This window comes from Epilithonimonas mollis, from assembly GCF_900142325.1.
GTDB classification, from domain to species: Bacteria; Bacteroidota; Bacteroidia; order Flavobacteriales; family Weeksellaceae; genus Epilithonimonas; species Epilithonimonas mollis.
Window position 1 is genome coordinate 81,957 of record NZ_FRAM01000005.1, and the last position, 26,549, is coordinate 108,505.

The window sequence follows — 26,549 nt, forward strand, 5'->3', positions numbered from 1 at the left end:
TTTTAAAAACGCACTGAAACCAGCTACGGAGGACGAAAAAGTCTTCTTTAGCTGGTTTTTTGTGCTTAGTGGTCAGAGATGCAAAGATAGAAAACAAAACCTAAAATTTATAATTATGAAGTACAATTATGTACAAGCGCCTTTGCCATTTCAAGGGCAAAAAAGAAGATTTTTAAAACCTTTTAAGACTGCTTTGGAAAGCTTTCCGGCTGATGCAACGTATGTTGATTTGTTCGGTGGTTCTGGTCTGCTAAGTCATACGGTCAAACAAATGTATCCTGATGCAAAAGTGATCTATAATGATTTTGATAGCTATTCTCATCGTATTGAGAATGTTGATAAGACAAATGCATTGTTGGCTGATATCCGTGACTTATGTGCTAAAGAACCTCGCAAAGAAAGAATCAGTGATGAACTACAAAAAGAGATAATCGGAAGGATTTCTAAAGAAAGCGGTTTTATTGATTGGGTAACAATTTCATCCAGCTTGCTTTTTTCAATGAACTATGTGACATCATTTAACCAGTTGAAGAAAGAAAAGCTATATAATAAGGTAAGATTAAGTCCGTACACTGCCGTTGGATATTTGGATGGTGTTGATAGGGTCAGAATGGATTACAGGGATTTATTTGCAGAATATCGCAATCATAAGGATGTTATTTTCTTAGTTGATCCGCCATACTTGTCAACTGATTGCAGTACATACAGCCGTCCGGACTATTGGAAATTATCTGATTATTTGAACGTATTAAAGACAATTGAAGATCAATCATATTTCTACTTTACCAGCAATAAAAGCCAAATCATAGAACTGTGTGACTGGATGGAACTGAATGAATATGCTCGCAATCCTTTTGAAGGTTCTAAAACTGTTGAGATTGCGACATCAGTGAGTCACAATGCAAGTTATACCGATATAATGATTTATAGAAATAATGAATAGATATCATAAAACGCTTCAAAAAATCCTTAAAAAAGGTAGAGTTCAAGATAATAAAAAAGGTAACATTACTTTTCTTTTAAATGAAAAGTTAGAACTCAAACCTGGTGATCTTCTTGAGATATTTGAAAGTCACGGAATAGCTAGAAATAAGCTTAAAGCAGAATTAGAATTGTTTCAGTCAGGCGAACGTCTTACAGAAAGATATCGTGAGGTTGGAATAACGTGGTGGGATTATTGTGGTCCAATATTAGTGAATTCTTATCCTACTTATTTCGAGCAATTGCCCGATTTGATTAAGAAAATCAACAAGGAAAAGAGGAACAGCAAGAATTATGTATTGTTTCTTGGAAAGAATGATACCGAAAGCAATCAACAGCCTTGTTTGTCACTTATTCAATTTCAGATACAAAATAGTAAACTTATTATATCAGCTTATCAGCGTTCATCGGATGCTAACTTAGGCCTTCCAGCTGATATATATCATCTCTATTTAATAAGCAGGCAGTTAGATATTCCACTGAAATCAATCACTTTATTTCTTGGAAATGTTCATATTTATGAAAATAATATAGAGAAAACATCCGAATTACTCAATGGTAAAGCTGTTCGTTTTTCTTTAAATACTTAATTAAAAAAGCCTGTTTAAGTTCACTTTAAACAGGCTTTAAATTTTACTACATTTTCCAATCGAAAGTTGGCGTGCATAATATCATTTTTTTATACTTTTGGTTTCGCCGATTATGAAAAAATATTATGACTCCGCAACTTTTTTCAAAAACATAGCCTAACCTTGCACAGAATGTTTTTTGAAATAGGGTTGCACCAAATTCCGCAAAAATGCGTTTCCGACCGCAGAGAGGAATTGCATTTTTGCCCCGAAATTTCCCATCCACAAACCCAAAAACCTGCAAAGCCTAAACACTCCGCAGGTTCAGAAACACCATTAAAACAGCTAAAAAACCACTATCTTATTTCAACTCACAGAATCTTATCAACCATCATTTAAATGGTTTTTTGAACGAAAACTCAATCATCCCCATTTCCTTATTAAAACGAATATACCCCTGATACTTCTTCCCTTTCTTACTAACAAGACCCCTGATATAAGCACTCTCCCCGGCCTTCAATTTCTCAATCTGCCACCTTCGAAGCGTAACACCTCTGAAAGTTGGAGGAATACAAAATTCAAAACCATCTTCTTTCAATTTCCGGTTAAAGAAAAATTCCAGCCACTGCTTCTCCGCATTAAACTGCAACGTTGCATTAAAAAGCCTGTTATTCCTCGAAACCATATTTTCAACAAACAACGGTTTTCCCGAACGAAGAACTTCCCGCTGCTCTGAACTTAAATCCACGCCACATATCATTTTCGGAATTCTCACAAATTCCATTCTCAAAGCAAACAATTCATTGGTAAGCTTATCCAGGCTCACCAGCGATGGAACCATCTCACCCGTTATAGGATTCACAAGATCCACTACCCTGCCCATATTCCCTGAATTCAAAAGATTCCTTCTATCCTCCTTTGACAACTTATGCCCCATAAACTTCTTCCTGAAATCTACCCTTTTCTTTACCCGATGAACATGCAGCACCACTTCCCCATCGTCATTCAGCCTCAACTGTAACCGTGCATCAACACAATTACCTTCTTCACCGTCACCATCCCGTACAGGAACCAGCATCGGCGTTTTAAATCCTCTTAATAACGGCTCCACCGCCCCCAGCTTTTCTAGGATTTTCATATCCAAGCCCATTTCTGACACCGCATCCCAGTTCACATCTTCAACCTGAAAGCGGTAATTTGCATTGTATTTCACAAAAGATGATTTCTTATCAGGCATATTTTCCCCGGCCATCCCATCATTTTGCAGCGTCTTATGATTTCTGAAACACTTTACCGCATCAATGGATACCTCATACGGCCTCAGATCCTCTTTCTCAACGGCTGTTGAACCATCCAAGTAGGACTGCAATCCTACAGCCGCTTCATAAGCTTCAAATTCCCGCACCTTAAAAAACGAATAGTCTTGAGGATCTCTTAGCCGATGGTAAAAATCGGCATAGAACTCCGCAAATGAACGTTCCGACGCATCAATTCGTATTAGCGCATCCGAACCCTTATTTTCAGGCCTTACATCCATTACCTCACCGTTCGCACTTACTGATTTTACCACTCCCACGGTATTATTTTGGTGACGCAGTACCAACAACGTACTGACCTCTGAAACTGCTGTTTGATTTCCGGTATTGTTCATGATTTTGATTTTTAAATATTTAATTGTTGTTATGTTCTGTATATGATTTCCGAACAGGGACAATGCCTGCAAAAATGATTACTCTTATCATCCGATATTCCGCTTTAGATTCCTGCAGCTCATTGCAGTCCGACTTCTGCTTTAAATAATAAAAGTTGAGCATGACGTCTGAATAACAACTAATCAACTTCTCACTCCCCGATCTTCGAAAAAATCCTTCCAATAAAGATCTATTTACTTCTAAAGGCGTATCAGGCGAAACAACATATTGCTTCAAAAGCTTATTGCCGTCCGGTGATTTCTTCTACTAATAATCTTGATAGGTTTAACAACTGCTTTTATGTAAACAGTTCAACGATGGCATTAAATCATTACCTTAGTCTCAAAGTGTAGCTTCAAACAGTACCCACCTGCCAATAACACCAGACAAAAGACTGATCCCATAAACTGCAACAGTCATAGCAAGATTTACATCAACCCCTCATCCGCAAACGAGAAATAAGAATCCGACGTCAGGATCACGTGATCCAGCAGGGAAATATTGAGAATCCCGGCGGCCTCCTTGATCTGGGATGTCATTTTAATATCACACGAGGAAGGCTTCAGATTTCCGGAAGGATGGTTATGGGCAACGATCATTGCCGTAGCATTGCAAAGCAGTGCCGCCTGCATCACGATTCGTACATCCACCAGTGTGGAAGAGATCCCGCATTCTGAGATCTTCTTAATGCCCAGCGCCTTATTCGCCTGATTCAGATACAGCGCAAAGAACGATTCCCTGTAATCCATTTCATCCGCATCAAAGTGCGCCCTGAAAACTTCCACCGCATCTCTTGATGACGATATCGATCTTTCACAATTTCCCTTTCTTGAATAGCTCAGTTTAATTTCGTTGACAATATTGAATTTCATCTGAATTGCTCCGTGTGCGGCGGAGACCTGTTTTTCCCGCACCTGCTGTTAAAAAAACCTGTAGATTGCAGCTTGAAGGAAATCTTGACCTTTCTTTTTTACCTGTTTGTATCATTCATTTTACGAATGGGTATTTTATATTTTACAGATGGTATCATCCATTGTAAAAATCGAATCGTCTGATCGAATTGTATAATAATATCTGATAAGAATACTTATCCTAATTTCAGATATACGGATTGATACCAAGGGTAATCATAAGGATCAAAATTTCAATGAACTGCATTTGCATCTTGTGAGGTTTCTGACTTTTCTATGCGGATACACCATTCAGGCAGTCCCAATGAAAACCGGAATCAATTCCAAAAAACAATAAGAAAGAACATTGATGGAGGCTTGAAATGTTTTTGCGGAGGCTCCGGGATCTCCGATCACGGATACCCAAAAAGATTTTTTTCCGCAGGGACAACGGAATAGATTTGCTATAGAAAATCATGTGACCGCAAAAGTAATGTAAGCTGTAAATTATGATCTGCTACCTGCATCGATCCTAATTAAGAAATCTGATATGAATTCATCATCACTTAGATCAACAAATTTTATCATGCAGGATTGGTAAAAGAACATAGATATAAAGAATCGGAATATTTTTCTGACCTAAAAAATAATCATTTGAACTAAATTTGCTTTTTAATAAAAACGATGAGCGGTTACAACTTTCAGGAAATATCAGCATTTACAGGAATCTTCATGGTTTTTTTTCTTGCTCTTTTTTTATTGACTGTCAAGACGATATACAAGTTAAGTAACCGATTGCTTGCTTTTTTCCTTTTTCTAAACGCCATTGACGGTATTAAATTTTTGATGCGGGAATTCCCCGTCAATTATATCAATCTTGAAGCATTTCGCTGGACTTTTGTCTATCTTGTTCCTGCCTCATTCTATCTGTATGTACTGTCAGTCTGCTATTCAAATTTTAGATTAAAATCAAAACACTTACTACATACGATACCTTTTGCGGCCTACAGTATTTATATGATCTTGGGAATATATATGGTTGACCGGCCGGCCAAGATATTGTTCTTAAACAAGATGAATGATATGCCTTTGATGCAGTTTTTCCAGTTTCTTTTTGAGTTATTGTTCCAGGTATATTTCATTGCTTCATTCCTGGTGATCAAAAAAGCCAGGACCGTCTATCTGGAAAATTATACGAATCCCAATATTTCTGCACTGGATGCGCTGAAGAAAATTACAATTTTATATTACGCTTTGCACTTTATAGTCCTTAGCAGATGGCTGGTTACTTTTGTCTTTGGGCTGGGCGAGATCAGATCTTGGATCGTCATGCTTGACGGTTTTGCATTTTTATTCTGTACCTGCTGGTATCTGTTTGTCGCCTTGCACAATCCGGAGTTTTTTCGCGGCGTACATTCAGACCTGAAACCCATCAGCGACACCGTTCCAGTACAAAAGAAAAATATCAAAAACAAAACATCAGAAACAAAGGTGAACTAAGTCGTATTATAAAGCGTATTATACGAGAGTTGAATGATGGGCATACCAGCCTTATCATACCAAAAAAAAATGGCGAATTCCCCCATTACAGAGCTAACAATAAAACGGCCATACTTGAAGATAAAATTTTACAATATTATGTCAAGAATCCTGTCAGATTTGGTACAAGCATCAAAGGAAGTGGACTGTTAAATTACGGAATTACCGGAAATAACGTCGGCTATATACAGATCAATAATATGATGTTCTTCTCTGACAAGTATAAAAATCCTCGCTCTTTGATAGGATATGATTATTTATTCGATTATTTGAAGACGTCCGAAAGTAACCCTAACCATTTTGAAGATGTAACGTAAACCGGGATAAAAGATTTCCCATTGTGTATAAGATTAAGAGTGATCTACACTCCCTAGTTATTATAATACAATCTAAAGTAGAAGAGGCTGTATCACAACTCGTGAAAACAGCCTTTTTTTATGTTTTTTCTCGACCTCCTGTCTGGGAATGGTTTTTGTACAGACGATTCTCAACCCACATCATTGAGTTATGAGACTTCCTCTTTTATTTTGAAAGTTATTACAGCTTAATGATAGTCAGAAATATCACATACTTGTGTGAGCTAAATTTATCATATTAGTTATTAGTAGTTAATAATCATTGCTTCATCCTTATTATCAATAATAAGAACTTTTGATTCTCTTATTGCATTTTGTTTTCTCAGGTTTTTCAACGCCTCTACATCATAAAAAATCTGATCCAGATTAGCTAAAGGATCAAACAGTTTACATCGTTCCTGTTTAGCATTCAAATCTATAGAAACCGCATCAAAACCGTGAAGTATAATTTTTATTTTTTTGAAATTGGAGCTAAACTTGCCTTCTGCTTTGGAAAAACGAATAATCTTTTTTTGCGGATCAAATTCTATACTCCTTTTATAGAAATCACCTTTCTCATAATCCAGAGTTTCGCCGTCGTCTTCATAATAAGAAAAAGAGTTTAGCTTATCACCATTATAGATATGCAGCAGCAAAGTATCATTCGGCTTTTCTTTGGTAGATTGAATCACATTCTGCAGCGGGATTATAGATGATGCTTTGGCGAATATCGGCAAATGATAGGGATCCAGTTCCATTAGCTTTTCCTGATTGCCCTCGATTTTTTCATCGGTGAAAACATTATAGAATTGACCTTCGGGAAAATAAACCTTTTTCTGTTTATCTTTTCCTGTAACCGGAGCAATCAGAAATGCATCGCCAAATAAGAACTGATGCTGATAATTGACATCGTAAATATTAGAATCAAATGGATAATCTACACACAAGGCTTTGGAAATTGGCATTCCGTTCACTGAAGTTTCGTGGAATTTTGAATACAGATAAGGCATCATCTGATAACGGAAACCAATATAGGATTGCGAAATCAGTTCATTATCTTCGCCATAACTCCATGGTTCATTGGCTGCTGCAAACTGCTCACGGTGATTTCTGAGATAAGGTGAAAAAACGCCAACTTCTACCCAACGTCTGTATAAATCCTTATTGCCATCGCCAATATAACCTCCCAAATCCGGTCCGACAAAAGGAATTCCCGACAAACTCATCTGGTTATTGAGCAAAATTCCAAGGAGAATATGCTCATCTTTGGCCTGATTATCTCCGCTCCAGACTGTAGCATAGCGCTGAACACCTGCAAAAGCAGAACGAGTCATTACAAACGGACGCTTGTTCCCACCATATTTTTTGAAAGATTCAAAAGACGAACGCGCCATTAGAAATCCGTAGAGATTATGTGATTCTGCAGTGTGGGATTTTCTTCCGTTATAATCAAAGACTACATTGTCAGGCATCATCTGTCCATCGATAGCCGGCTCATTCATATCATTCCAATAACCATTGATACCCACATCCTGATAGATTTTCATCTGGTCTGCCCACCAGGTTCTGGCTTTGGGATAAGTAAAATCCGGGAAGTAATTGGTATTAGGGTAAATGTCCGTTATGTACTTTTCTCCGTCCTGATATTTCAGAAAGATGTCTTTTTCGATACCGTCATTGTAAGCTTCATAAGTCGGGTCTATCTTGATGCCGGGATTAACAGAGGCTGTGAGTTCAATTCCTTTTTGGCGGAGTGCAGATGCCATTTTTTTCATATCCGGAAACTTTTTAGTATCAATTCGGAACGGTTCATATTCCACAAGATAATCTGCATCCAGGACAATTCCATCTAGCGGGATTTTCTTTTGCCTGAAAGTGCTGGCGATAAAATTCACCTGCTCTTCATTATAATAACTGCATCTTGACTGTTGGTAGCCAATACTCCACTTTGGCGGCAGCGGCATTCTACCAGTAATTGAGGTAAAATTTTCTATGACCTTGGCCACGGAATCGTCGTGAATAAAGAAATAATCCATATCGCCGCCATCAAAACTTACCGACATAAACCGTTTATTGGATGTACCAAAATTGAAAGTCCCCTTGAAACTATTATCATAATAAATACCGTAAACTTTATCCTTCAAAATACCGATATAGAAAGGAACGCTGATGTACATCGGAATTCTCGGGTCGTCATATTTATAGAAGTCGGTGTTCCAGGTGGTAACGATGGTTTTATTTCTGTCTAGGTTGCCCAATGACTCGCCCATTCCGACAAAACGTTCTCCAAAATGTTTTTTATAAACGGTTACTTTATCGCCCATAAATGTGGTTCCCAGAGCTTTTCCGTCCAGGTCTTCATTGATTACTTCGCCTTTTGCATTTTTATAAGTTATTTTAAAGTAAGGTTTTTTCTGGATTTCTGCTGTAATTTCTTTTGTAGAGACCGAGATTGAATTTCCGTTATTCAAAATTTTGAAATCGGAAAAATCAGGAACTTTTTCATCAACCAAAGCGAACGAGAAATCTTCGATGTTTTTGTTTTTTGAAATCTGAATTCTAATCGTATTAGGATTATAAACCGATACTTTGAAAAAGTGTTTCGCAGTATTGCCTTCTAGTCCGTGATTGGTCTTTTGATATTTCACGATTTCACCAACAGATTCCTGAGCAGAACAGAACTGACCAATGATGATAATGAGAAAAACGATTTTGAGTTTAAAAGAATTCATAAAAAATGACTATATCAGTTAAATGTGGTTTTGATTAAATCTTTCATTGCCAGATTCAGTTCCCACTGATTAGCAAGCGGAACATTACTGAACGGAAGACTTGGCAAATAAGGCTGAGGACCAAACTCTGTGAGAAGCGTAAATTCTGTCTGGTTTTCCTGCACGTTCAATATTTGCTTCCACCAATTTAAGAATTTTTGTGAGGTTGCTTCCCATTCCGGTGCCATAAAATGATTGACTTGTGGTGCTTGCGCAAAACCGATTCTTGCGTGGATATGTCTGACTCTTGGGAACACTTTGTCCAAAATAAAATCCTGTCCCGTAAGTAAACTTTCCGAAACATTGCACCAATGAGATAAATCCGCCGTCAGTTCCATCTCAGGATATTTTTTAAGATAATCCAATGTCCCAAGACTATGAAATGAAAACTTGCCGCGATGTGTCTCGTGCAGGATACGGATTCCGTGTCTATTGGCAAGATTCTGAGAGCAATCTATAAACGCACAATTCTCATCAAAACTAAAAAAATCTGCACCGCTCTGCGCATTGATGAAATCAGGTTTAAGGGAAATGACCTGCTGCAATCTTTCTCTATAACGTTTCAAATGTTGTTCAAATCCTTCATCTCTGTAATCCAGAACCACTTGACCAGCAAACGTAAAACTCCGTTCTTTTCTAATGTGTTCAAGTTCGTTCAAGAATTCAGAAATATATTGCGCGTCTTGCGGCATATTGATTTCTACGCCATCATATTCATTAGACGTTACAAAGTCTAAAAATGTTTTTGCCGACCAAGATTCGCTGCCCCATTGTGTCGCCAGAACTTTTATCTTCATTATTTTAACGCTTCATCTTTATCTTTGGAAAGAAAATCTGTATTTTCAGATAGACCTTCAACATTCAATGTCATCATCGCTTCATCCGGAACGGCTTCCAAAGGCTTGATGCAGCTCAGATTGGGCTCATTATGAGGAATATTGGAAGCACGATTGTAGCAGGAAATCAAGCTCCATCTCGGGAAATCAGAAGTATTGGCTTCCGAACGATGCAATAAGTTCGGATGAAAAAACAAAGCATCACCAGCTTTCAATTCTACATAGATATGTTCCATCGCTTGTAACGCCAGGTCCACATAATGCTGCGACGCGCCAACCTGCTCTCCGGAAAATCCGTGCTCCACCCTTCCCATTTTATGCGTTCCCTTGATAACCTGCAAACAGCCATTATCTTTATTGGCATCGGTAATCGCCACCATTACGGAAATCATCTGGTCCGGAAACAGGAATTCATTTTTGTACCAATAGCCGTAATCCTGATGCCATTCCCACGCACCGCCGACTTTTGGCTCTTTCTGCATCAGTTTGGAATGGAAGTGACAAACCGGCGCATCGCCTTCCAGCAGCACATTGACATTATTTACCATTCTCTCCGATTTGGTCAGAAGTCCGTATGCATCGTTTCCCGGTGTGTACCAAAGGCTAAGTTTTGTCTTTTTTCCAGTCTGGTCATTGAGGTCGAAGGCATTTTTTCGCATCACATCATCATTAATCGCGATGTGATGAAGTTTTTCAGTCTCTTGAGCATTTAGAAATTGATTGATGATGATGAATCCATCTCTGTGATATTGCTCTATCTGATTCTTATTCAAAGTGAAACTTCCCATATTTTTACGTTTTATTACAAAGTCGTTACTTTTTGATGACCGGGCTTTTTGAGGTAAACCCAAGACGTTTCAGTCCAGTCTGGATTTCCGGGATATTCATAAACAATTTCCAGAAAAGTCCCGTTCTGTAATTTTCTATCATCACAATGATCGGCCCTTGGTCAATGGCAATATAAGTATTGGACGACCAGTTCTTGCCCAGATGGAAACCATCGTGAAAACCATATTCTCCCCAGATTTTTCCGCCTAATTCTTCATAGAAATAACGCATCGCCTGCATACTTTCCTTCGGCGTGAATGGCATTGAGGAAATGGCTGCCGTTGGCTGTATCACGCCCAAATCAGTCGCAGGGCTGTGCGCTACATAACCTTTATAACTGTCTCCGGCTGTCAGTCCCCAGCATCTTTCACTGTACCCGACGTGTTTTTTTGGATTTTCTATACAGTAAGCTCTGTTGATCAGCGTATGATTTCTGGTCTGAACTTCATAGTCAATATTCAAACTATCTTTTAGTCCTCTCGGGTCAATGCCCTGAAACGTGTATTGTTCAAAGAAAAGCGGCCCGCCTTTATCTTCGCCATAATTCCCGAGCGGCAACTCGTAGCCATAATATTTTGTATTATTTTTGAAAGTTGTGGCACCAGCCCAGGAACCGTCATAAGCATCTTTCGGAATTGGATGCCATTTGGACGCAGCGCCCATTATGTAAGTTATTAATGCTTCGTTGTAGCCCCAAATTGGAAAATTCATATCAAATCCTTGTGTCGGCGACCAATGCCAATACAACTTCTTTTCATTATTGGTAAACCATTTCCAGTTGATGGCATCCCACATTTCGTTGACTCGTTTTTTCAGATAATTATCCTTTACGGTATTCTGATTAAAATATTCTCTTGCGCATAAAAATCCCATCATCAGATATGAGGTCTCCACCAAATCTGCGGCATCATCCAATCGGCCAAATGCAATGGTTTTTCCTGTATTTCCATCCATAAAGTGTGGAAAAGCCCCGTGAAAACGGTCTGCCTTTGTGAGGAAATCAGCAATCTGAATAATTCTGTCGAGACCAGCTTCCCTTGAAATCCACTTTCGCTCCACAGCGACAATCGTACTCATAATCCCAAAACCTGTTCCACCTACTGCAATGGCATCCGGCCCGAAAGTTCCTATACTTAGATTGGGCTCGTCCCACGCTTCATTGATGTAGTCCCAATAATAATTACACTTAACAGTATTGCTACGTTCTCTTGCCATTCCCGAAACCGGATGACCATAATGCCAGAAAAATCTGAACGTTTGTTTCTGAACGGTTTCCATCAGTTCTTCATCGGATAGTCCTTTCTTGACACCTACTACAGGAATTTTCTCAGAAACATTGGCTTCATTTGGTTTTTGTGAATAGAACAATGACGTGCTTAGAATTAATACAAGAATTTTGAGTTTTATTTTTGCCATAATACGGTTTTTGTCGTTAGATTATCAGAATTGGTTCCTATCATAATATCGAATTCGCCTTCTTCCCAATCGAAGTTTAAGTCTTCATTATAGAATTTCAGAAGTTCCGGGTTAATATCAAAGCTTACGGTCTGGCTTTCTCCTTTTTTAAGAAAAACAGTTTTAAAACCTTTCAATTCTTTGACTGGTCGCGTGATGCTTGCCACTTTGTCCCTAATGTAAAGCTGAACCGTTTCTTCACCATCATAATTCCCTGAATTGGTGATAACGATGCTTGCCTTCAGATTTTCATTGCCTTTGAGTTGTATTTTTGAAAGATTCATTGTTCCATATTCGAATTTGGTATAACTTAGTCCAAAGCCAAACGGGAATAACGGGTCGTTTCTCTCGTCAAGATAATTGGATTTATATTTTTCAAAACGATAGTCTGTGAACTCCAAAGGTCTTCCTGTATTTTTGTGATTATAATAAATTGGAACCTGACCAAGTGAGCGCGGAAAAGTCATCGTTAATTTCCCCGAAGGATTGACCGCTCCAAACAAAACATCCTTAATGGCGTTTCCAGCTTCTGTTCCCGGAAACCAGACATTAAGAATAGCGTCTGGTAAATCCACCATCTCAGAAAGATCCAAAGGTCTGCCTGTAAATAAAACAACGACAAGTGGTTTGCCTAATTTTTTGAGTTCTTTTAAAAGTAACAATTGATTTTCAGGAAACCTGATGTCCGTTCTGCTTGCAGATTCTCCCGTCATTTCAGAAGCTTCTCCCAAAACCAGAACTATTTTATCCGCTTTTGTTGCGGTATCAATTGCTTCTTTCAAAAGTTTTTCCGGAGATTGCCTTGGATTGTCTTTAGTGAACTCTACGTAAGCATTTTTTTCAAGACTGAGATTCTCTGTAAGGTTGGCGCCTCTGGCAAACCAATAATTTTTACTTTCCGGAAATTCTTTCAATGCGGACTGTACCGTAACAGATTCCTTATAATCAACAGCCACAGCCCAGGTTCCCGGCATATTGGCCTTGTCATCCAAAAGTGGTCCTATGAAAGCGATTTTATCTGACTTTTTTAAAGGTAGTGTCTGTCTCTCATTTTTCATCAGCACAAAAGTCTGTGCCGCGACTTTTCTGGCAACTTGCCGATGCTCCGATGTGAGAATTTCTGACTTCGACCTTTTTTCATCAATATAACGGTAAGGGTCTTCAAACAATCCAAGATTATACTTCATTTCCAGTATCCGTCTGCAAGCTTTGTTGATGTCTTCTTCTGATATTTTGCCTTCTTGTAATGAATTTTTCAATGTATTAAGATAATCTTCGCCTACCATATCCATATCGGTTCCGGCTTTCAATGCTCTGGCTGCGACCTGCTGATTGTTTCCAAGTCCGTGTGCAATGAGCTCTTTGATTGCTGTAAAATCTGTCACTACAAATCCTTGGAAACCCCATTGTTTTCTCAGAACATCGGTTAATAACCATTTGTTGGCAGTAGAAGGAACGCCATTGATGTCATTAAAAGAAGTCATAACTGTGGCTACACCTGCGTCAATAGCCGCTTTGTAGGGTGGAAAATAGTCATTGTACATCCGGTGATGACTCATATCAACCGTATTATAATCTCTCCCAGCTTCGGATGCGCCGTAAAGTGCAAAATGCTTGACACAGGCCAGCAATGTATTGTTGGCAGATAAATCATTTCCTTGATAGCCTTTCACAAATGCCTCGGTAATTCTTGATGCGAGGAAAGGGTCTTCACCGGCTCCCTCCGCCACGCGACCCCAGCGAGGGTCTCTTCCGATATCTGCCATCGGTGAATAGGTCCAGGTGATTCCATCTGCTGTAGCTTCCTTGGCAGAAATTGCTGCCGCTTGTTGTATCAACTCAGGTTTCCAGGAAGCTGAAAGAGCCAATGGAATGGGAAATCCTGTTTTGTAACCGTGAATAACATCTAATCCGAATATGAGAGGAATTCCTAATCTGGATTTTGTTACGGCAATCTCCTGAGTTTCCTTTATTCGGCTGAGACCTGTCATATTCAGAACAGCTCCCAGTTTGCCTTGCCTGATATAATTTTCTGCGTCGGAACTTACTGCAGCTCCAGTCTGGATATTGCCAGGAGGAGAGATAAGATTTAGCTGACCGATTTTCTCCTCAATAGTCATATTCTTCATCAGATTATTGATGAAGATATCTTTCTTGCTTTGGCCAAAAGCTACAACAAAGCTGATTGAAAATAATAAAATGCTAATACGTTTCATTAAAATTTAATATAAGAAATGATTAAAAACTACTATATAACTTAAAGGTTCTGTGTTTGCTAAAATTATAGTAATATAAATCTCAAGACTGATATGATTATGTTATAAACTAATACTTTTATATCAAAATAAACATAAATTAGCATTATACAATATGATTATATCTTAATATTGTACTTATATATCATTTGTAAATGGAAACTAATAAAACTATTTCTGCATTGCCGGCACTGGAGCATCTCACCAAGACGGAAGGTGAATCGTTTGTTTACAGAAATTTCGAATATGATTTTTTTCCAACACCCTGGCATTATCATCCGGAATTTGAAATCGTTTTGGTAACTTCCAGCACGGGAAAACGTTATATCGGTAATCACTTTGGAGATTTTGGGCCCGGAAATCTATGTTTTATTGGCTGTAATATACCGCATACTTACAAAAGTGATGAAAAATACTACCATAAAAAAAAACAGCTTAAGGCCAAATCCATTGTTATTCATTTTTCATTAGATACGTTTGGTGACTCTATCTACCTCCCCGAATTCAAACCTATTCTATCATTTCTGAAGAATTACAAAAGAGCTTTTGATATAACCGGCATAGAACAGGAAAAAATTTCTGATATAATGCGAAAAATGCAATATTATAAACCACTTAAAAGATGGTATGCTTTGGTGCAGATCCTTGAGATTCTCTCAACGTCTGATAATTTAAATAATATTGTGCAGGATGAAATAGAAGGCTTTAACCCACTTGAATCCATGCGGCTTTTAAAAGTCTTCGAATTTGTAAAGGATAATTACCATAGGTCTATAAAAATAGCTTCCATATCAGCCCTGGTTCATATGACTGAAACATCTTTTTCCCGGTTTTTTATTCAGAGGACAAGACGCTCATTCACAGATTATCTGGTAGAATACCGCTTGTCAAAAGCACAGAAATTAATCTTAGAAACAGAAGAAAATATTGAAAACATAGCGATGAGAACCGGCTTTAATAATCTTTCAAATTTCAACAGGCACTTCAAAAAAAGATTCGGAGTAACACCCAGAAATTGTAGAACGGAAAAGTGTGAAATCAATTAACGATAATGGTTTTTAGATTTTGGAAACCTTTCAAAATGTCGTAAATTTCAATCGTTAAATATTTTCATAATGAAGAATATTAAAAAATAAATATTTGTCGCATAGTATTTGCATACCACAATATGCAGCATGCCGTTTTTTATCTGGCTATATAAATACTCCGTTGCGTAAGGTCATAGATTATGAAGACAATATTTATATTAGAAGATGAGGATAGCATCCGCGATTTGCTGAATGTCCTTTTCAGTATTGAAGGTTACAAAATCCTTGAGGTTTCAACAGTAAGTGATTTTAATAGGCTGCATGGAACAGTTGACGTTGACTTATATATCTTGGATGTCCTCCTTCCGGACGGTTCCGGGATTGATGTTTGCAATAATCTCAAAAAAAATGGCTGTTCTGAAACACCAATTCTCATGATGAGCGCACATGCCAAAACAATTGAGATTGATAAAATGTGTGATCCTAACGCATTTATATCTAAACCGTTTGATATCGATGATCTATTGGCTAGCGTTCGAAATCTGATAGGACCTGCGTAGTCTTTTTCTAATATGATTAGTCATCAGATCAAAATTTTATAAATGTTCTTTAAAAATATATTCTTCCGTTCCTTATCTTAATGGAGTCATCTTTTTCCATTTTCTCTATGGTAGCAATGCAAATTTCCGTATTGAGTCCGGACATCATTGCAATTTGATCAAGGTTTAGATCAATTTCCAAAGAGAATAGTTCCTGATCAGTCTCTTCAAACTTTAGAAAATGAAGGAGCTCTATGATTTTATCGGAGGGAGATTTATTAAACTCGATGCGATTTGTTTCCATACAATTGTACAATTGCTCGGAAAGATATTTCAGGATATGCATCATCATTCCTTTTTCGGATGCGACCATAAAGAGGAAATTTTCTTTTGGCATTATCAGAACACTGCATTCCGTAAGCGCTATAGCATCAAGGAGAGGAGGAAAATCAGTTAATATCGAATAGTTGGCCTCACCTCTACCTGAAATTGTACAGATTCTGTTATGTCGATGAGCATCAGTCAGGGTAAATGTTATCAGCCCACTGACGATCTGAAAGTAATATCCTACCTCCTCAAATCCGCTGAAAAGCAGAGTCCCTGCGGTAAATCTTCTAGATACAGCGCCATGTAATCTCAGGCAGTCCTCCTCAATCATAGTACGATAAATTATTGATGAATATAGCTTTTAATGTCTAGTATACTTTATGATTTGCAGCATAAGAATATTCTTTGTCAATCGTATTGATAGAATTAGGGAACAATCGTGATAAAAAGGTAGATCATAAATATGCCGATCAGCACAAATCCCTGCATAATATTTGTTTTTCCTGTGGCCAGCGAAATCGTGATGATAAATAGCGATAGTCCCAGGAGAACGGTCGATTTGATGTCGATCCCCAATGTCATCCGAATCCCGCTGATTACCGATATGATCGCAATAGCAGGAATGCTCAGTCCGATGCTTGCCAGCGCAGAACCAAACGCCAGGTTCAGCGAAGTCTGTATGCGATCATTTCTGGCCGCCCTGACTGCCGCAAGAGCTTCCGGTAAGAGCACAATTCCTGCAATGATAACACCCACTGCGGATCTTGGTGCCCCCACGGCCACCACAAGATATTCTACATCTTTTGACAGAAGCTTGGCCATCAGAACAACCACACCCAAACTTACGATCAGCATAAAACTGCTGATATACATATTCTTTCTTGAAACTTTAATTTTACCATCATCTTTCATAGTTTTTTCCTTCGCTTTGTCACTGGGCGATATAAAAAAGCTCCGATGCCTGATCGTCTGTACCATTGTGAAACCGAGATACAGTGCCAGACATAACAAAGCAATAAACAAAAGTTGAAAAGAGGTATACTCACCCCCTTTGTGACTGACCGTGTAGTTAGGTAATATCAGAACAAAAACAACCACTGCTGTCAGAGTGATAAGCGCCGTACTTACGCCTTTCAAAGTGAAGGACTGCTCCCTGTATCTTATTGATCCAATAACAATACAGATACCGATAATTCCATTAAGGATGAGCATAACTGCTGCAAAAACCGTATCTCTTGCCAGAGTAATAGTTTCCAGACCTTTGGCCCCGAGCATAATGGAAATAATCAGACCAACCTCAATGACTGTTATTGCAAATGCCAGAAGAAGGGTACCAAAAGGCTCACCGAGCCGATGTGCAAGCACTTCGGAGTGATAGACCGCTGTTAGCACGCTTCCCAGCAATAGTGCAGTTAGCAGGATCGAATAATAACCTGATGAAAAAATGAAGCTTCCAAAATAGAAAAGCCATGATAAAACCGGCACGACAATCATCCAATACCGTAAGTATTTATGTTGATTCATAAAGAAGAACCTAATTTAATTTTTTGATTGGCTAAGAGCTTACCATCTTTCGACAGCAAAATGCGTTCAATGTGCAGATAAGACTTCAACCTTGTGAGTTTTAACAAAAGAACACAGTAGCTCTATTTGAATTGATACAGAAACACAACATTGCCGGTGTAGGCAGGTTTCGACTCATCCCTTACTACGAGTCTTGCACCGACAACGACCTTAACCATTCCCCGAAGGTCATTCACCGATCTGATTGTTGCCTGTAATGATACTTCAGAATTTACCTTTACAGGCATGCCGAATCTCAGGTCTTCAATTCCGTAATTGATCTCAAGGTTTACATTCTGCACCGATGCGATTTGCTTCCATAGATAGGGAATCAGAGCAAGGGTCAGGTATCCGTGGGCGATGGTTGATCCGTAGGGACTTTCAATGGATGCCCTCTCGCTATCCACATGAATCCACTGGTGATCCAAAGTGGCGTCTGCAAATCTGTCGATCTGCTGTTGATCAATCGTGTGCCATGGAGAACTTCCGACCATGACTCCTTCCAGGGACTTATATTCTTCGTAATTGTTGATGATCTGCATGTATTTTCTGATTAAATAGTTCAATGGAACCAGTATGATTTCCGTAAAAAGATAAAAAGCCTCCTGCATATTGCGGGAGGCCGGTAATATAATTAATATAATAAATTACTATATCGATCAGATTATGCCAGTTTAACGTTGATAGCGCTTAAACCTCTATCTCCTCTCTGTACGTTGAAAACAACCTCGTCGTTCTCACGGATACCTCTTGACTCAAGTCCTGAGGTGTGTACAAAGATGTCTGCCCCACCTTCTGATGGTGCAATGAAACCGAAGCCTTTTGCTTCGTTGAAAAATTTTACGGTGCCTTTTTGCATTGTAATAAAATTAAAAATTAATATAATGGGATCTGTACACTTTACAGATTTCATTTTTGAAGTTAATGATGATGGTAGGACAAACTGAAGCATTTATCGTTATTACCTATCATTCTTTGCGCGGCTCATTGATGCTATCCATAAGACATTTAAATAGCTTGGCCTGCAATGTCGGGTCATTCTTTAAGATTAGAGGAATCAGGATTCTCAATATCATAAAAAATCGGATCTATAAACGGGGAACTGTAGAAGCAAGACCGATCGGTGTCATTGACCGGTAGAGCGAAGGCAGGAACCTTTCTTTATGAATACTTTGCAAATGTAGATCAATATTCCTCAAAATTAAAAAATATAAATAGTTGATTATCATTATTTTATTCGTACATTACGCACAAAGAAGAATTGTTTGCACAGTGCGGATGATCAAAAATGCCGTAAATATGCAGACCCATTCAGCTACACCACTGACCCTATCTCATACCATTGAAGAGCAATCCTTACCACAGGTTCGTATTGCTTATTTTATTATGGTACACCAGCGACCAGAGGCCCTTAAGACTTTGCTTGAGAAAATTTATACCCGTGATCAATTCTACCTGATACACATTGACCGGAAAGCCAGTTCCGAAATAACGGAAGCGATCCAGAATTATGTCATTCAATATCCTAATGTCTACATCCTGGAAAGTATGAACATCGTCTCAGGGGGATTCAGCATGATCCAGGCGGAGCTCAACGCCATGGAATTCTTACTGAATGCCAGCAAGCAATGGGACTACCTGATCAATCTAAGTGGCGAAGACATCCCATTGAGGTCCCAGCACATCATCAGGCAATTTCTGACGGTCAATGCGGGAAGAAATTACATCTTTTATTATGATCAGAAGTTTTACAGACCCGACACATTGCAAAGGATCCAGAATCACTTTACAGAATTGACCCACAGGATTTCCTCACTAATCTATAAAAGAGACTTTATGAGGGACGTTACACCTTACATAGGCGGCAAATGGTTTATCTTTACCCGAGATACGTGTTCATTTTTGACCAGCAATGAGAAGGTAATGGATTTTGAAGATTACTATCTGCATACCCTCCTCCCTGCTGAATCGTTCTTTCAGACCGTTCTGATTAATACCGATTTCAATGATATTATCGTGAATGATGACAAAAGAGCGTCTTTTAGTCCGCCACTGATAGGAAAAGACAATTATTACAGCAAGTTTCTGAAATTCCTGGCAGAGAGTAACAGCCTTTTCATCAATAAGGTCGGTGACCTCACGGATGAGCGAATAATCGAATGTGTGGCCGGTAGTTACAATCTTCCGCTACCTGAAGTCAATGAGATTGAAAGAGAGTTGAAAAGAGATCAACCAGGCAGTAATTAAGTATTGTTAGACATAAAAAGGTGGCAGAACTCACTGTTTCAATATAAAATTTATATATTGAACCTTCCATATTTTGTCCGGAAACACCCATCATTTGAAGCTACAAAAGAAGCTGCAAAAGTAAAGAATTAAAGTCCCCATCATGTTTTTCACGTAGAAGATGAAACTGCATGTAAAATCATAAGGATCAAAATTTCAATGAACTGCATTTGCATCTTGTGAAGTTTCTGACTTTTATATGCAGATACACCATTCAGGCAGTCCCGATGAAAACCGGATTCAATTCCAAAAAAACAATAAAAAAAGCAAATTGATGAAAGCTTGAAATATTTTTTCGGAGGGTTTTCAATCTTTGATTCCTGTTACCCAAAAAGATTTTTTTAACTGTTGATATTTCTAAACTTACGAAAAGGCTGATCCTCTGAAAAAAAATAACATATCTTAAAAACGATTAGGAATTTTTAAGGGTCCTGACGGTTCAGGAAAAACAACCCTCTTCAAGGCTATAGCGGAAAACTACAACACATTGATAATCTATATCTAATTTAATTATCATAAACAACATTTCATACGATGTCCCACTTTTTAATTAATTATTTTAATATACAATACTTTATCTGTTCCAATATTCATCCCACTTGCACAACTTATCGACGAGTGATAAGATTTGCTTTCCTTTATCAGTAGTGGTGTAGATTATCTGTAGAGGAGTCGTATTTGTTCTTTCATTCTTTTCGATCAAGTTGTTCTCGACCAAATCATTTACACGAGTTGCAAGAACTTGTTCCGAAATTTCAGGAATGCTTTTGGTTAGTGCAGAAAACTGATCATTCCCTAATGAGATTTCATATAATATTGTCATGAGCCATCGTTTACCTACTAAACTAAGTATATCATTTACTCTACACCTATCTGATAGTATCCTTCTATTTGCCTGGTTGGTAGAGCTCTCTTTAATCTTATGTCCCATTACATTACTAATAAAAAAATGAGTTATTGCATACTACTGACGATCAGTATAGCTTTGCTGCAAAGTTAAAATTAAGTTTATGAAAATTAAAATAGTATTGTTACCGGTTGTTACTGATGATTTTGCAAATACAGTAGCTTTTTATAAAAAAATTACCGGTAAAGAGGTATCTCTTTCAGCTGCCCACGACGGATATCAATTAAACTTAGTGGATCATTTTGTTATTTTGGGTGCTGTAGACGGGCCTGAAGCCCTCGAGATACCTAGTTTGGTCAATGCAATATTTGTAGTTGACGATTTGAAAGCTTTTTGGAAAATACTTGAAAACGAATCAAAAAGAATAATTATACCCGTTAACAGAGTTAGTACAGGCGTTCGATTTATAGTAGAACAAAAAGACGGAAAAGTAATTGAATATCTTCAACTCAATGATAATTAGTCAAAGGTATTTCTTGTGGCTTAACGATCTGTAATTTGTACTTTAATGAAATTATAGAAATTCATCTTTCGAGGTGTAATATTTCAAACCTCAAAGCTAAATAATAAGCCTTATTAAACCGCTCTTGAATATTTATGTAAACAAAAAATGCTGCAGGGAGAAGATAATTTTAACCGGCATAATCTCAAATAATCTTTGTCATAAACCGATAAAGCAGTTTCCAAAAAGGCTTTGCTAAATGGCTTTTCGTTTTATTTTCTCTTCTCAGGTCTGGTTTTCGGAAGCCAAATTGTAAATATCGTTCTTATCAGTACATCTTAGCTCTTCGGAGTTGGCATGCTGACCTTCGCATTCTGTTTCAATATTTTTTTTAGGCAAGAAAAATAATATATAGTGTTATTTAATAACTAAAAGTAGAAAAAAAATTTAGAACTTTACAAAACAGATTATCGTGTAAAGCAGCATTGTAATTGAACGAGCAATTGCAGCCACATTCAAATATATTTAAAAGTATTAACGTATGGAAGCACTATTTAAAACATGGGAAACAAGTCGTAGAATCTATTTAAGTTACTTTGAAAATTACTCATTAGATCAGCTTAACAAAGTTCCCAATGGTTACAACAATAATCTTATCTGGCATATTGGGCATATTATTGTAACACAACAAAAACTGATCTATAGAGGTTCTCATTTCCCAGGATATATTTCTGACGATTTGTTAGTTAAATATCAATCAGGGACCAAACCAGATGCATATATTCCTCAAAAAGAAGCTGATGAACTGAAAACACTCTTGACTTCTCTCATTGAGCCCACAATAGATGATTTTCTAAAGGGTATTTTTCTAAATTACAACGAAAGGACTACAGGAACAGGATTCCATTTATCGTCAATCACTGATGCATTTGAATGTAATAATTATCACGAAGGAATGCATTTAGGATATATGTTAAGTATTAGAAAATTTGTTTAAAACAATATTCATAGAGTTATGTTGTTTTTGAACTTTATTTCATATCTGATAAATTAAGACTTGACAAATGATTTTGATTATATGTTACAGATAATGAGAACCAACTGTAAGGTATTACTTTATAATTTTGTAAATGTACATTTATTTTCATGCTGATCAAAAATGCATTTCCCAACAAATAAATTAGAATATATCTGTATTCAACCCGATGAACCGCTAACAGACATTGTCGAAAGCATCTGGATGGTAAAAAACCACTCTGATGAAGAAAAAGAAGGCATTATAGTTCCCGATGGAAAAATAGATTTATTTCTGTTAGCTGATGAAAATGGAAAATTTGAAATTTTCATTTCCGGAATATGTTCTGCTCCCATCACTAAACCTCCATTCCCAAAATCTACAATGTTTGCCATCAGCTTTTACCCCATCGCTGCCGAATATATTTTCAAACAATCTTTTGCGGATTTAAATAACACGAAGAAAACACTTCAGACAGATTACTGGGGATTTTCAAGAGATGATCTGAACGATTTTAATCAATTTTACCATAAAGCCATCAAGGTGCTTTCTTCATTATCATCAAAAGAAATAGACGACCGAAAAAAGAAATTATTTGAACTCATTTATGCATGTAAAGGAGAAATTACGGTAAAAGAACTCGAAGAAAAAATTTATTGGAGCAGTAGACAAATGAACCGTTATTTCCATAAATGGTTAGGCGTAATGCTGAAAACCTATCTAAATATAATCCGTTTCTCCAACTCATTGAAACAACTAAAAAATGGGGATTTGTACCCCCGACTCGATTATGGGGACCAATCTCATTTTATCAGGGAAGTGAAAAAGTTTGCAGGAGTAAAACCAACTATCTTAAACAAAAACGAAAATGACCGATTTATCCAATTAAGTCTTATGCCTGAAAAGTAATTTTGTTCTGTAATTTAAAAAAGAACAAAATGAATTTAAACCACATCAATATCGTTGTACAGGACGTAAATAAAGCTGTAAATTTATTTATAAATCATTTAGGTTTTAGTTTAATTGTCAATCGAAACAGCAAAATGGCAGTTCTGGAAAAAGACCATAATTTTGCATTAGTTGTTTGGGGACAGGAATTGAACCACAAGGAAAATATGCCTGAATATCCAGAGAATTTCCACATCGGCTTTTATCAAAAAGATGAGCAAGCAGTTTGGAATATCTATGAAAAGCTAAAAACAGAAGCTGACTTACAATTTGAGAGCGAACCAAAGAAAATCAGGAATACGTTCGGTTTCTATTTCTTTTTTGAAAAGTTGATGATAGAAATAAGTTTAAACCCATTTAAGGATACTGTCACATAATACAACTTAGCTATAAGCAATTTGAGCGTAAGATTATAGTTAAAAACAACTATAATCTTACTGCTTATTTCATTTTAAATTCCGTAGGTCTCATATTGGTCAGTTGCTGAAAATTATTGCTAAATGCAGCTATGTTCGAATATCCTACTTCATAGGCTATCTCTGTCATGTTCAGATCTGTATCTTTTATCAATTCCATCGCCCTGATAATACGTAGCATCTTTAAGTAGTGAACAAAAGTGATGTGCAATTTCGTTTGGAATAGCCTGGTCAAACTACGTATGCTCATTCCCGATTGCTGAGCAATAACAGCCAAACTTAGATCTTCATTTAACCGATTTCTAAAACTGTCGATGATGACATTGAGCCGTTGATCGTCCGTAGTAGGAAGTTGAATGGAGAATTTTTTGAGTTTTTCTTTTGCTAATACGCCTTTAAGCGTGGTCAAAAATTCAAATTCCCATGAACCTTTAAAATAATCACCCTGCCATTTCCCACTAAATGAGAGCATTTCTGCCAGCAGCTTGCTAACAGGATAAATACCCAGTTCATCATAAAAACTATCCGATCTTTTGTTTGGAAAGTAAATATTGATGATGTGTAAATCCTTTGTGTTGAACATCAGGTTGTGTCGATAATTTTTTGGTATCCAGATATAATGATTGGACGGAATATAGAGATCCTTTTCGTCTGTTTGTAAGTAAGCAATCCCGCCATAAACCAATAGTAACTGAGCCTTATCGTGTTGATGAGCAGGTAAACGCTGTTCCGTCTGCTGTCGCATCACGAGGACGGAATCAGGATTTTGATCCACAATATTGATCAATTGATTAAGAATCTCCATGTGGCCAAATTTAGTAAATATCAGGCTAATTATATAAAAAGAAAGCTTGCTGTATTGGATAATTTTGATGTGTTAATAATAGTGGAATCATGATGGAACATAAAATCACAAAACCCGATAAAGATGATGAACTTGAGATAAAGGCCAAAAGATCTGAACATCAATCCCCTAATCCCGAAGAAATTGATAAAGCAAATATCTATTGGCTGGTTTGCGCCTATTTTAGTCCTTTTATGCCAATGACCGATTTAAGCTTTGCTTTCGATGGGTGGAGAAAGATGCTAGAACAATGGCTGGGAAACAGAAAGAAACCAATTATTTATAAAAATAAAACTAATGAAACGATATAAGATTGTGCCGTTATTGGGCATACTGTTGCTCTTATTCGCACCCTTTATTTACGCTCAGCATATCAAAAATGACCACCCCCTAAGTCTGGAAGAAATGTGGAAAGTTGCCGAAAAGAATAATCGTCAACTGAAACTATCTGACCTATATCTCCAGCAAAGTAAAATAGAAATATTGGAAGCCAAAGACCGTCTATTACCGGAACTTTCAATAGGTGGGGATCTAAAGCTCAATTCCAAATTCCTGATCTATGACAATGGAATATTCTCTTCTCCACAGGATGTGCCGGTAAAAGGCTACGGTTACGGATTAGGCTACAACGTAAACTTTAATCTATACAATGGTGGTAAGGACAAAAGGAATATCGAGCTGGAAAAGGAAGAAGAGACACGAAAACAATATGAACTGGACCTGCAAAAGCACAGTGTAAAATATAATGTCGCTGTTGCTTATTTTGATCTATATAAGTTCTTGCATTTCTATGATTTTCTTGATGCAGAGATTGAAGCAGAAAAAAAACAATTGAGATTGATAGAAAGTCTGCATAAGAACGGTACCGTATTAAAGAGTGATGTACTGAGAACCTCCGTAAAATTATCCCAACTGGAACTTAATCTTTCTGACGTCACTAAGAAGATTGAAATAGTCAAACAAAGGCTCAATATTCTGATGGGACGTGAAAATGATACCGAATTAGCAATACAACACGAAGATCTAATTGAATTAAACGCGATCACATACGGTGACTACAATAATTATGTAAACATTGCTTTCAACAAATCTCCTGAATACAAAATTGCTGGTAGTGACATCAAATGGAGCGAACTGAACGTAAAGCAGGTAAAAGCTACGCTATTGCCCAAAGTTTCTTTGTACTCTAACTATAACTACAACTATCCACAGATCTCCTTTTATCCGTATTCAAACAACTTGTGGGGATTTGGTCAGACAGGAATTAAAATCCAGTATTCTATTGATAATTTGTACAAAAGCAAAAATACAATCGCCCGTGCCCAGGTTGTCAGCACTCAGGCCAAAGAAAAAGCAGAAATGAAGAAGGAGGAAATTTCACTTCAGATAAAAGAAGCCTGTCTGCAAGAACAGCAGGCATTGGAAGCTGTGGAAACAGCCGTAAAAAATATCGCAAAAGCAACGGAAACGGTCCGGGTCATCAGAAGTAGCTATTTAAATCAGGAATCTCTGCTGATCGATCTTTTGGAAGCAGAAAATGCTTTGCTGGAAGCAAAATTCAATCTGACAACAGCACAGACATACGCAAAAGTAAGTCATATCAGACTATTAGCAATCGTAGGAATTCTCTAATACAACTATTATGAACAAAAATAAAACAGATAGAATTATTGTAGGTATAACCAAATGGTCTGGTGTTGCATTATTCGCAGGGATCATCATTTGGGGAGCTATCTATTTCCTTAAAGGATATGAATATGAACAGACCAACGACGCTCAAGTTGATGCTTACCTGTCGCCCATAAACGCAAAAGTAGGCGGCTATATCAGCAAAATATATTATAAGGACAATCAGCCTGTTAAAAAAGGTGATACACTTGTGGTCATTGAATTGGACGAGTATGGACTGAAAAAAGATGCTGCATCAGCAGAGCTGATGAGTTCACACGCCAAATTACCGATTTTGACGGCGAACGAAGAAACGCAACTTAAAAGTATTGAGGTTATAAAAGCACAATTGGCAGGAGCTAAAGCAAGATTGAACCAGCAGCAAAAAGAATTTGACCGTTATAAAAATCTACTGG

Annotated in this window: 27 protein-coding genes; 14 read left to right on the forward strand and 13 right to left on the reverse strand. The window is 37.5% G+C overall.

Annotation, left to right across the window (positions count from 1 at the left end; translation table 11 throughout):
* Positions 1 to 115 precede the first annotated feature (115 nt).
* Together BUA97_RS16220 and BUA97_RS16225 are read left to right on the forward strand one after the other, a co-directional pair.
* Complete coding sequence (locus BUA97_RS16220) at positions 116 to 943, forward strand: DNA adenine methylase (protein WP_073000321.1); 828 nt, start codon at positions 116 to 118, stop codon at positions 941 to 943.
* Entirely contained in the window at positions 936 to 1,571 is a 636-nt protein-coding gene (locus tag BUA97_RS16225) for a thymidylate synthase (protein WP_073000326.1), read from the forward strand. The genes BUA97_RS16220 and BUA97_RS16225 overlap by 8 nt, the downstream gene beginning before the upstream one ends.
* Before the next feature lie 370 nt (positions 1,572 to 1,941).
* On the opposite strand, the gene BUA97_RS16230 is transcribed toward BUA97_RS16225, so the two are convergent.
* Together BUA97_RS16230 and BUA97_RS16235 are read right to left on the reverse strand one after the other, a co-directional pair.
* Positions 1,942 to 3,120: a DUF3945 domain-containing protein gene (locus tag BUA97_RS16230; RefSeq protein ID WP_175546220.1), complete on the reverse strand. Its 1,179-nt coding sequence runs from the start codon at positions 3,118 to 3,120 to the stop codon at positions 1,942 to 1,944.
* 549 nt (positions 3,121 to 3,669) lie between these two features.
* A complete protein-coding gene (locus BUA97_RS16235; protein WP_073000375.1) occupies positions 3,670 to 4,113 on the reverse strand; it encodes a JAB domain-containing protein in 444 nt (147 codons plus the stop codon).
* A 702-nt stretch (positions 4,114 to 4,815) separates the two neighbouring features.
* On the opposite strand from BUA97_RS16235, the gene BUA97_RS16240 reads away from it, so the two are divergent.
* Positions 4,816 to 5,631, forward strand: a complete 816-nt coding sequence (locus tag BUA97_RS16240) for a hypothetical protein (protein WP_175546221.1) — start codon at positions 4,816 to 4,818, stop codon at positions 5,629 to 5,631.
* A 29-nt stretch (positions 5,632 to 5,660) separates the two neighbouring features.
* A complete protein-coding gene (locus BUA97_RS16245) occupies positions 5,661 to 5,987 on the forward strand; it encodes a hypothetical protein (protein WP_073000331.1) in 327 nt (108 codons plus the stop codon).
* Positions 5,988 to 6,271: 284 nt separating this feature from the next.
* Here the strand turns inward: BUA97_RS16245 and BUA97_RS16250 are convergent, their stop codons facing one another.
* The 5 genes from BUA97_RS16250 to bglX are packed head-to-tail and all read right to left on the reverse strand — an operon-like array spanning position 6,272 to position 14,111.
* Positions 6,272 to 8,737: a glycoside hydrolase family 31 protein gene (locus BUA97_RS16250; protein WP_084081375.1), complete on the reverse strand. Its 2,466-nt coding sequence runs from the start codon at positions 8,735 to 8,737 to the stop codon at positions 6,272 to 6,274.
* Positions 8,738 to 8,751: 14 nt separating this feature from the next.
* Positions 8,752 to 9,573, reverse strand: a complete 822-nt coding sequence (locus BUA97_RS16255) for a sugar phosphate isomerase/epimerase (RefSeq protein WP_073000334.1) — start codon at positions 9,571 to 9,573, stop codon at positions 8,752 to 8,754.
* On the reverse strand, positions 9,573 to 10,400 hold the full coding sequence (locus BUA97_RS16260; protein ID WP_073000336.1) for a phytanoyl-CoA dioxygenase family protein: 828 nt from the start codon (positions 10,398 to 10,400) through the stop codon (positions 9,573 to 9,575). The genes BUA97_RS16255 and BUA97_RS16260 overlap by 1 nt, the downstream gene beginning before the upstream one ends.
* Before the next feature lie 25 nt (positions 10,401 to 10,425).
* On the reverse strand, positions 10,426 to 11,856 hold the full coding sequence (locus BUA97_RS16265; RefSeq protein WP_084081376.1) for a glucoamylase family protein: 1,431 nt from the start codon (positions 11,854 to 11,856) through the stop codon (positions 10,426 to 10,428).
* On the reverse strand, positions 11,844 to 14,111 hold the full coding sequence (bglX, locus tag BUA97_RS16270; RefSeq protein ID WP_073000338.1) for a beta-glucosidase BglX: 2,268 nt from the start codon (positions 14,109 to 14,111) through the stop codon (positions 11,844 to 11,846). Before bglX ends, BUA97_RS16265 begins: the two co-directional genes overlap by 13 nt.
* A gap of 194 nt (positions 14,112 to 14,305) precedes the next feature.
* Here bglX and BUA97_RS16275 point away from each other — a divergent pair, with 194 nt between their 5' ends.
* On the forward strand, positions 14,306 to 15,196 hold the full coding sequence (locus tag BUA97_RS16275) for an AraC family transcriptional regulator (RefSeq protein WP_073000341.1): 891 nt from the start codon (positions 14,306 to 14,308) through the stop codon (positions 15,194 to 15,196).
* A 182-nt stretch (positions 15,197 to 15,378) separates the two neighbouring features.
* Entirely contained in the window at positions 15,379 to 15,738 is a 360-nt protein-coding gene (locus BUA97_RS16280; RefSeq protein ID WP_084081377.1) for a response regulator transcription factor, read from the forward strand.
* A 49-nt stretch (positions 15,739 to 15,787) separates the two neighbouring features.
* Here BUA97_RS16280 and BUA97_RS16285 read toward each other — a convergent pair whose 3' ends face one another.
* The 4 genes from BUA97_RS16285 to BUA97_RS16300 all read right to left on the reverse strand — a co-directional run bounded on the left by BUA97_RS16285 (position 15,788) and on the right by BUA97_RS16300 (position 18,466).
* The gene (locus BUA97_RS16285; protein WP_073000343.1) at positions 15,788 to 16,375 is read right to left on the reverse strand and encodes a Crp/Fnr family transcriptional regulator; all 588 of its coding nucleotides are present in this window, start codon (positions 16,373 to 16,375) and stop codon (positions 15,788 to 15,790) included.
* Positions 16,376 to 16,470: 95 nt separating this feature from the next.
* Positions 16,471 to 17,568 carry a calcium:proton antiporter gene (locus BUA97_RS16290; protein ID WP_073000344.1) on the reverse strand — a complete coding sequence of 366 codons (1,098 nt, stop codon included), beginning with the start codon at positions 17,566 to 17,568 and terminating at the stop codon, positions 16,471 to 16,473.
* Positions 17,569 to 17,690: 122 nt separating this feature from the next.
* Positions 17,691 to 18,218 carry a MaoC family dehydratase gene (locus BUA97_RS16295; RefSeq protein WP_245795957.1) on the reverse strand — a complete coding sequence of 176 codons (528 nt, stop codon included), beginning with the start codon at positions 18,216 to 18,218 and terminating at the stop codon, positions 17,691 to 17,693.
* Between the two features lie 53 nt (positions 18,219 to 18,271).
* Positions 18,272 to 18,466, reverse strand: coding sequence for a cold-shock protein (locus BUA97_RS16300; protein ID WP_073000383.1), 195 nt, complete (start codon positions 18,464 to 18,466; stop codon positions 18,272 to 18,274).
* Between the two features lie 440 nt (positions 18,467 to 18,906).
* On the opposite strand from BUA97_RS16300, the gene BUA97_RS16305 reads away from it, so the two are divergent.
* Entirely contained in the window at positions 18,907 to 19,854 is a 948-nt protein-coding gene (locus BUA97_RS16305; protein ID WP_245795959.1) for a beta-1,6-N-acetylglucosaminyltransferase, read from the forward strand.
* A gap of 613 nt (positions 19,855 to 20,467) precedes the next feature.
* Here the strand turns inward: BUA97_RS16305 and BUA97_RS16310 are convergent.
* On the reverse strand, positions 20,468 to 20,824 hold the full coding sequence (locus BUA97_RS16310; protein WP_073000348.1) for a winged helix-turn-helix transcriptional regulator: 357 nt from the start codon (positions 20,822 to 20,824) through the stop codon (positions 20,468 to 20,470).
* A 79-nt stretch (positions 20,825 to 20,903) separates the two neighbouring features.
* Here BUA97_RS16310 and BUA97_RS16315 point away from each other — a divergent pair, with 79 nt between their 5' ends.
* From BUA97_RS16315 to BUA97_RS16330, 4 genes are all read left to right on the forward strand, one after another.
* Positions 20,904 to 21,263, forward strand: a complete 360-nt coding sequence (locus BUA97_RS16315) for a VOC family protein (protein ID WP_073000350.1) — start codon at positions 20,904 to 20,906, stop codon at positions 21,261 to 21,263.
* Between the two features lie 520 nt (positions 21,264 to 21,783).
* On the forward strand, positions 21,784 to 22,239 hold the full coding sequence (locus BUA97_RS16320; protein WP_073000352.1) for a DinB family protein: 456 nt from the start codon (positions 21,784 to 21,786) through the stop codon (positions 22,237 to 22,239).
* 162 nt (positions 22,240 to 22,401) lie between these two features.
* Positions 22,402 to 23,166: a helix-turn-helix domain-containing protein gene (locus BUA97_RS16325; protein ID WP_073000354.1), complete on the forward strand. Its 765-nt coding sequence runs from the start codon at positions 22,402 to 22,404 to the stop codon at positions 23,164 to 23,166.
* 29 nt (positions 23,167 to 23,195) lie between these two features.
* The gene (locus BUA97_RS16330; protein ID WP_073000356.1) at positions 23,196 to 23,582 is read left to right on the forward strand and encodes a VOC family protein; all 387 of its coding nucleotides are present in this window, start codon (positions 23,196 to 23,198) and stop codon (positions 23,580 to 23,582) included.
* Between the two features lie 64 nt (positions 23,583 to 23,646).
* Here BUA97_RS16330 and BUA97_RS16335 read toward each other — a convergent pair whose 3' ends face one another.
* Positions 23,647 to 24,426 (reverse strand): AraC family transcriptional regulator, encoded by a 780-nt coding sequence (locus tag BUA97_RS16335; RefSeq protein ID WP_073000358.1) that lies wholly within the window; start codon positions 24,424 to 24,426, stop codon positions 23,647 to 23,649.
* An 89-nt stretch (positions 24,427 to 24,515) separates the two neighbouring features.
* On the opposite strand from BUA97_RS16335, the gene BUA97_RS16340 reads away from it, so the two are divergent.
* The 3 genes from BUA97_RS16340 to BUA97_RS16350 all read left to right on the forward strand — a co-directional run.
* Complete coding sequence (locus BUA97_RS16340) at positions 24,516 to 24,776, forward strand: hypothetical protein (protein ID WP_073000360.1); 261 nt, start codon at positions 24,516 to 24,518, stop codon at positions 24,774 to 24,776.
* Positions 24,763 to 26,097, forward strand: a complete 1,335-nt coding sequence (locus BUA97_RS16345; protein ID WP_073000363.1) for a TolC family protein — start codon at positions 24,763 to 24,765, stop codon at positions 26,095 to 26,097. Before BUA97_RS16340 ends, BUA97_RS16345 begins: the two co-directional genes overlap by 14 nt.
* A 10-nt stretch (positions 26,098 to 26,107) precedes the next feature.
* Positions 26,108 to 26,549 (forward strand): HlyD family secretion protein (locus BUA97_RS16350; RefSeq protein WP_139258373.1); only part of this gene is annotated, 442 nt, incomplete at its 3' end.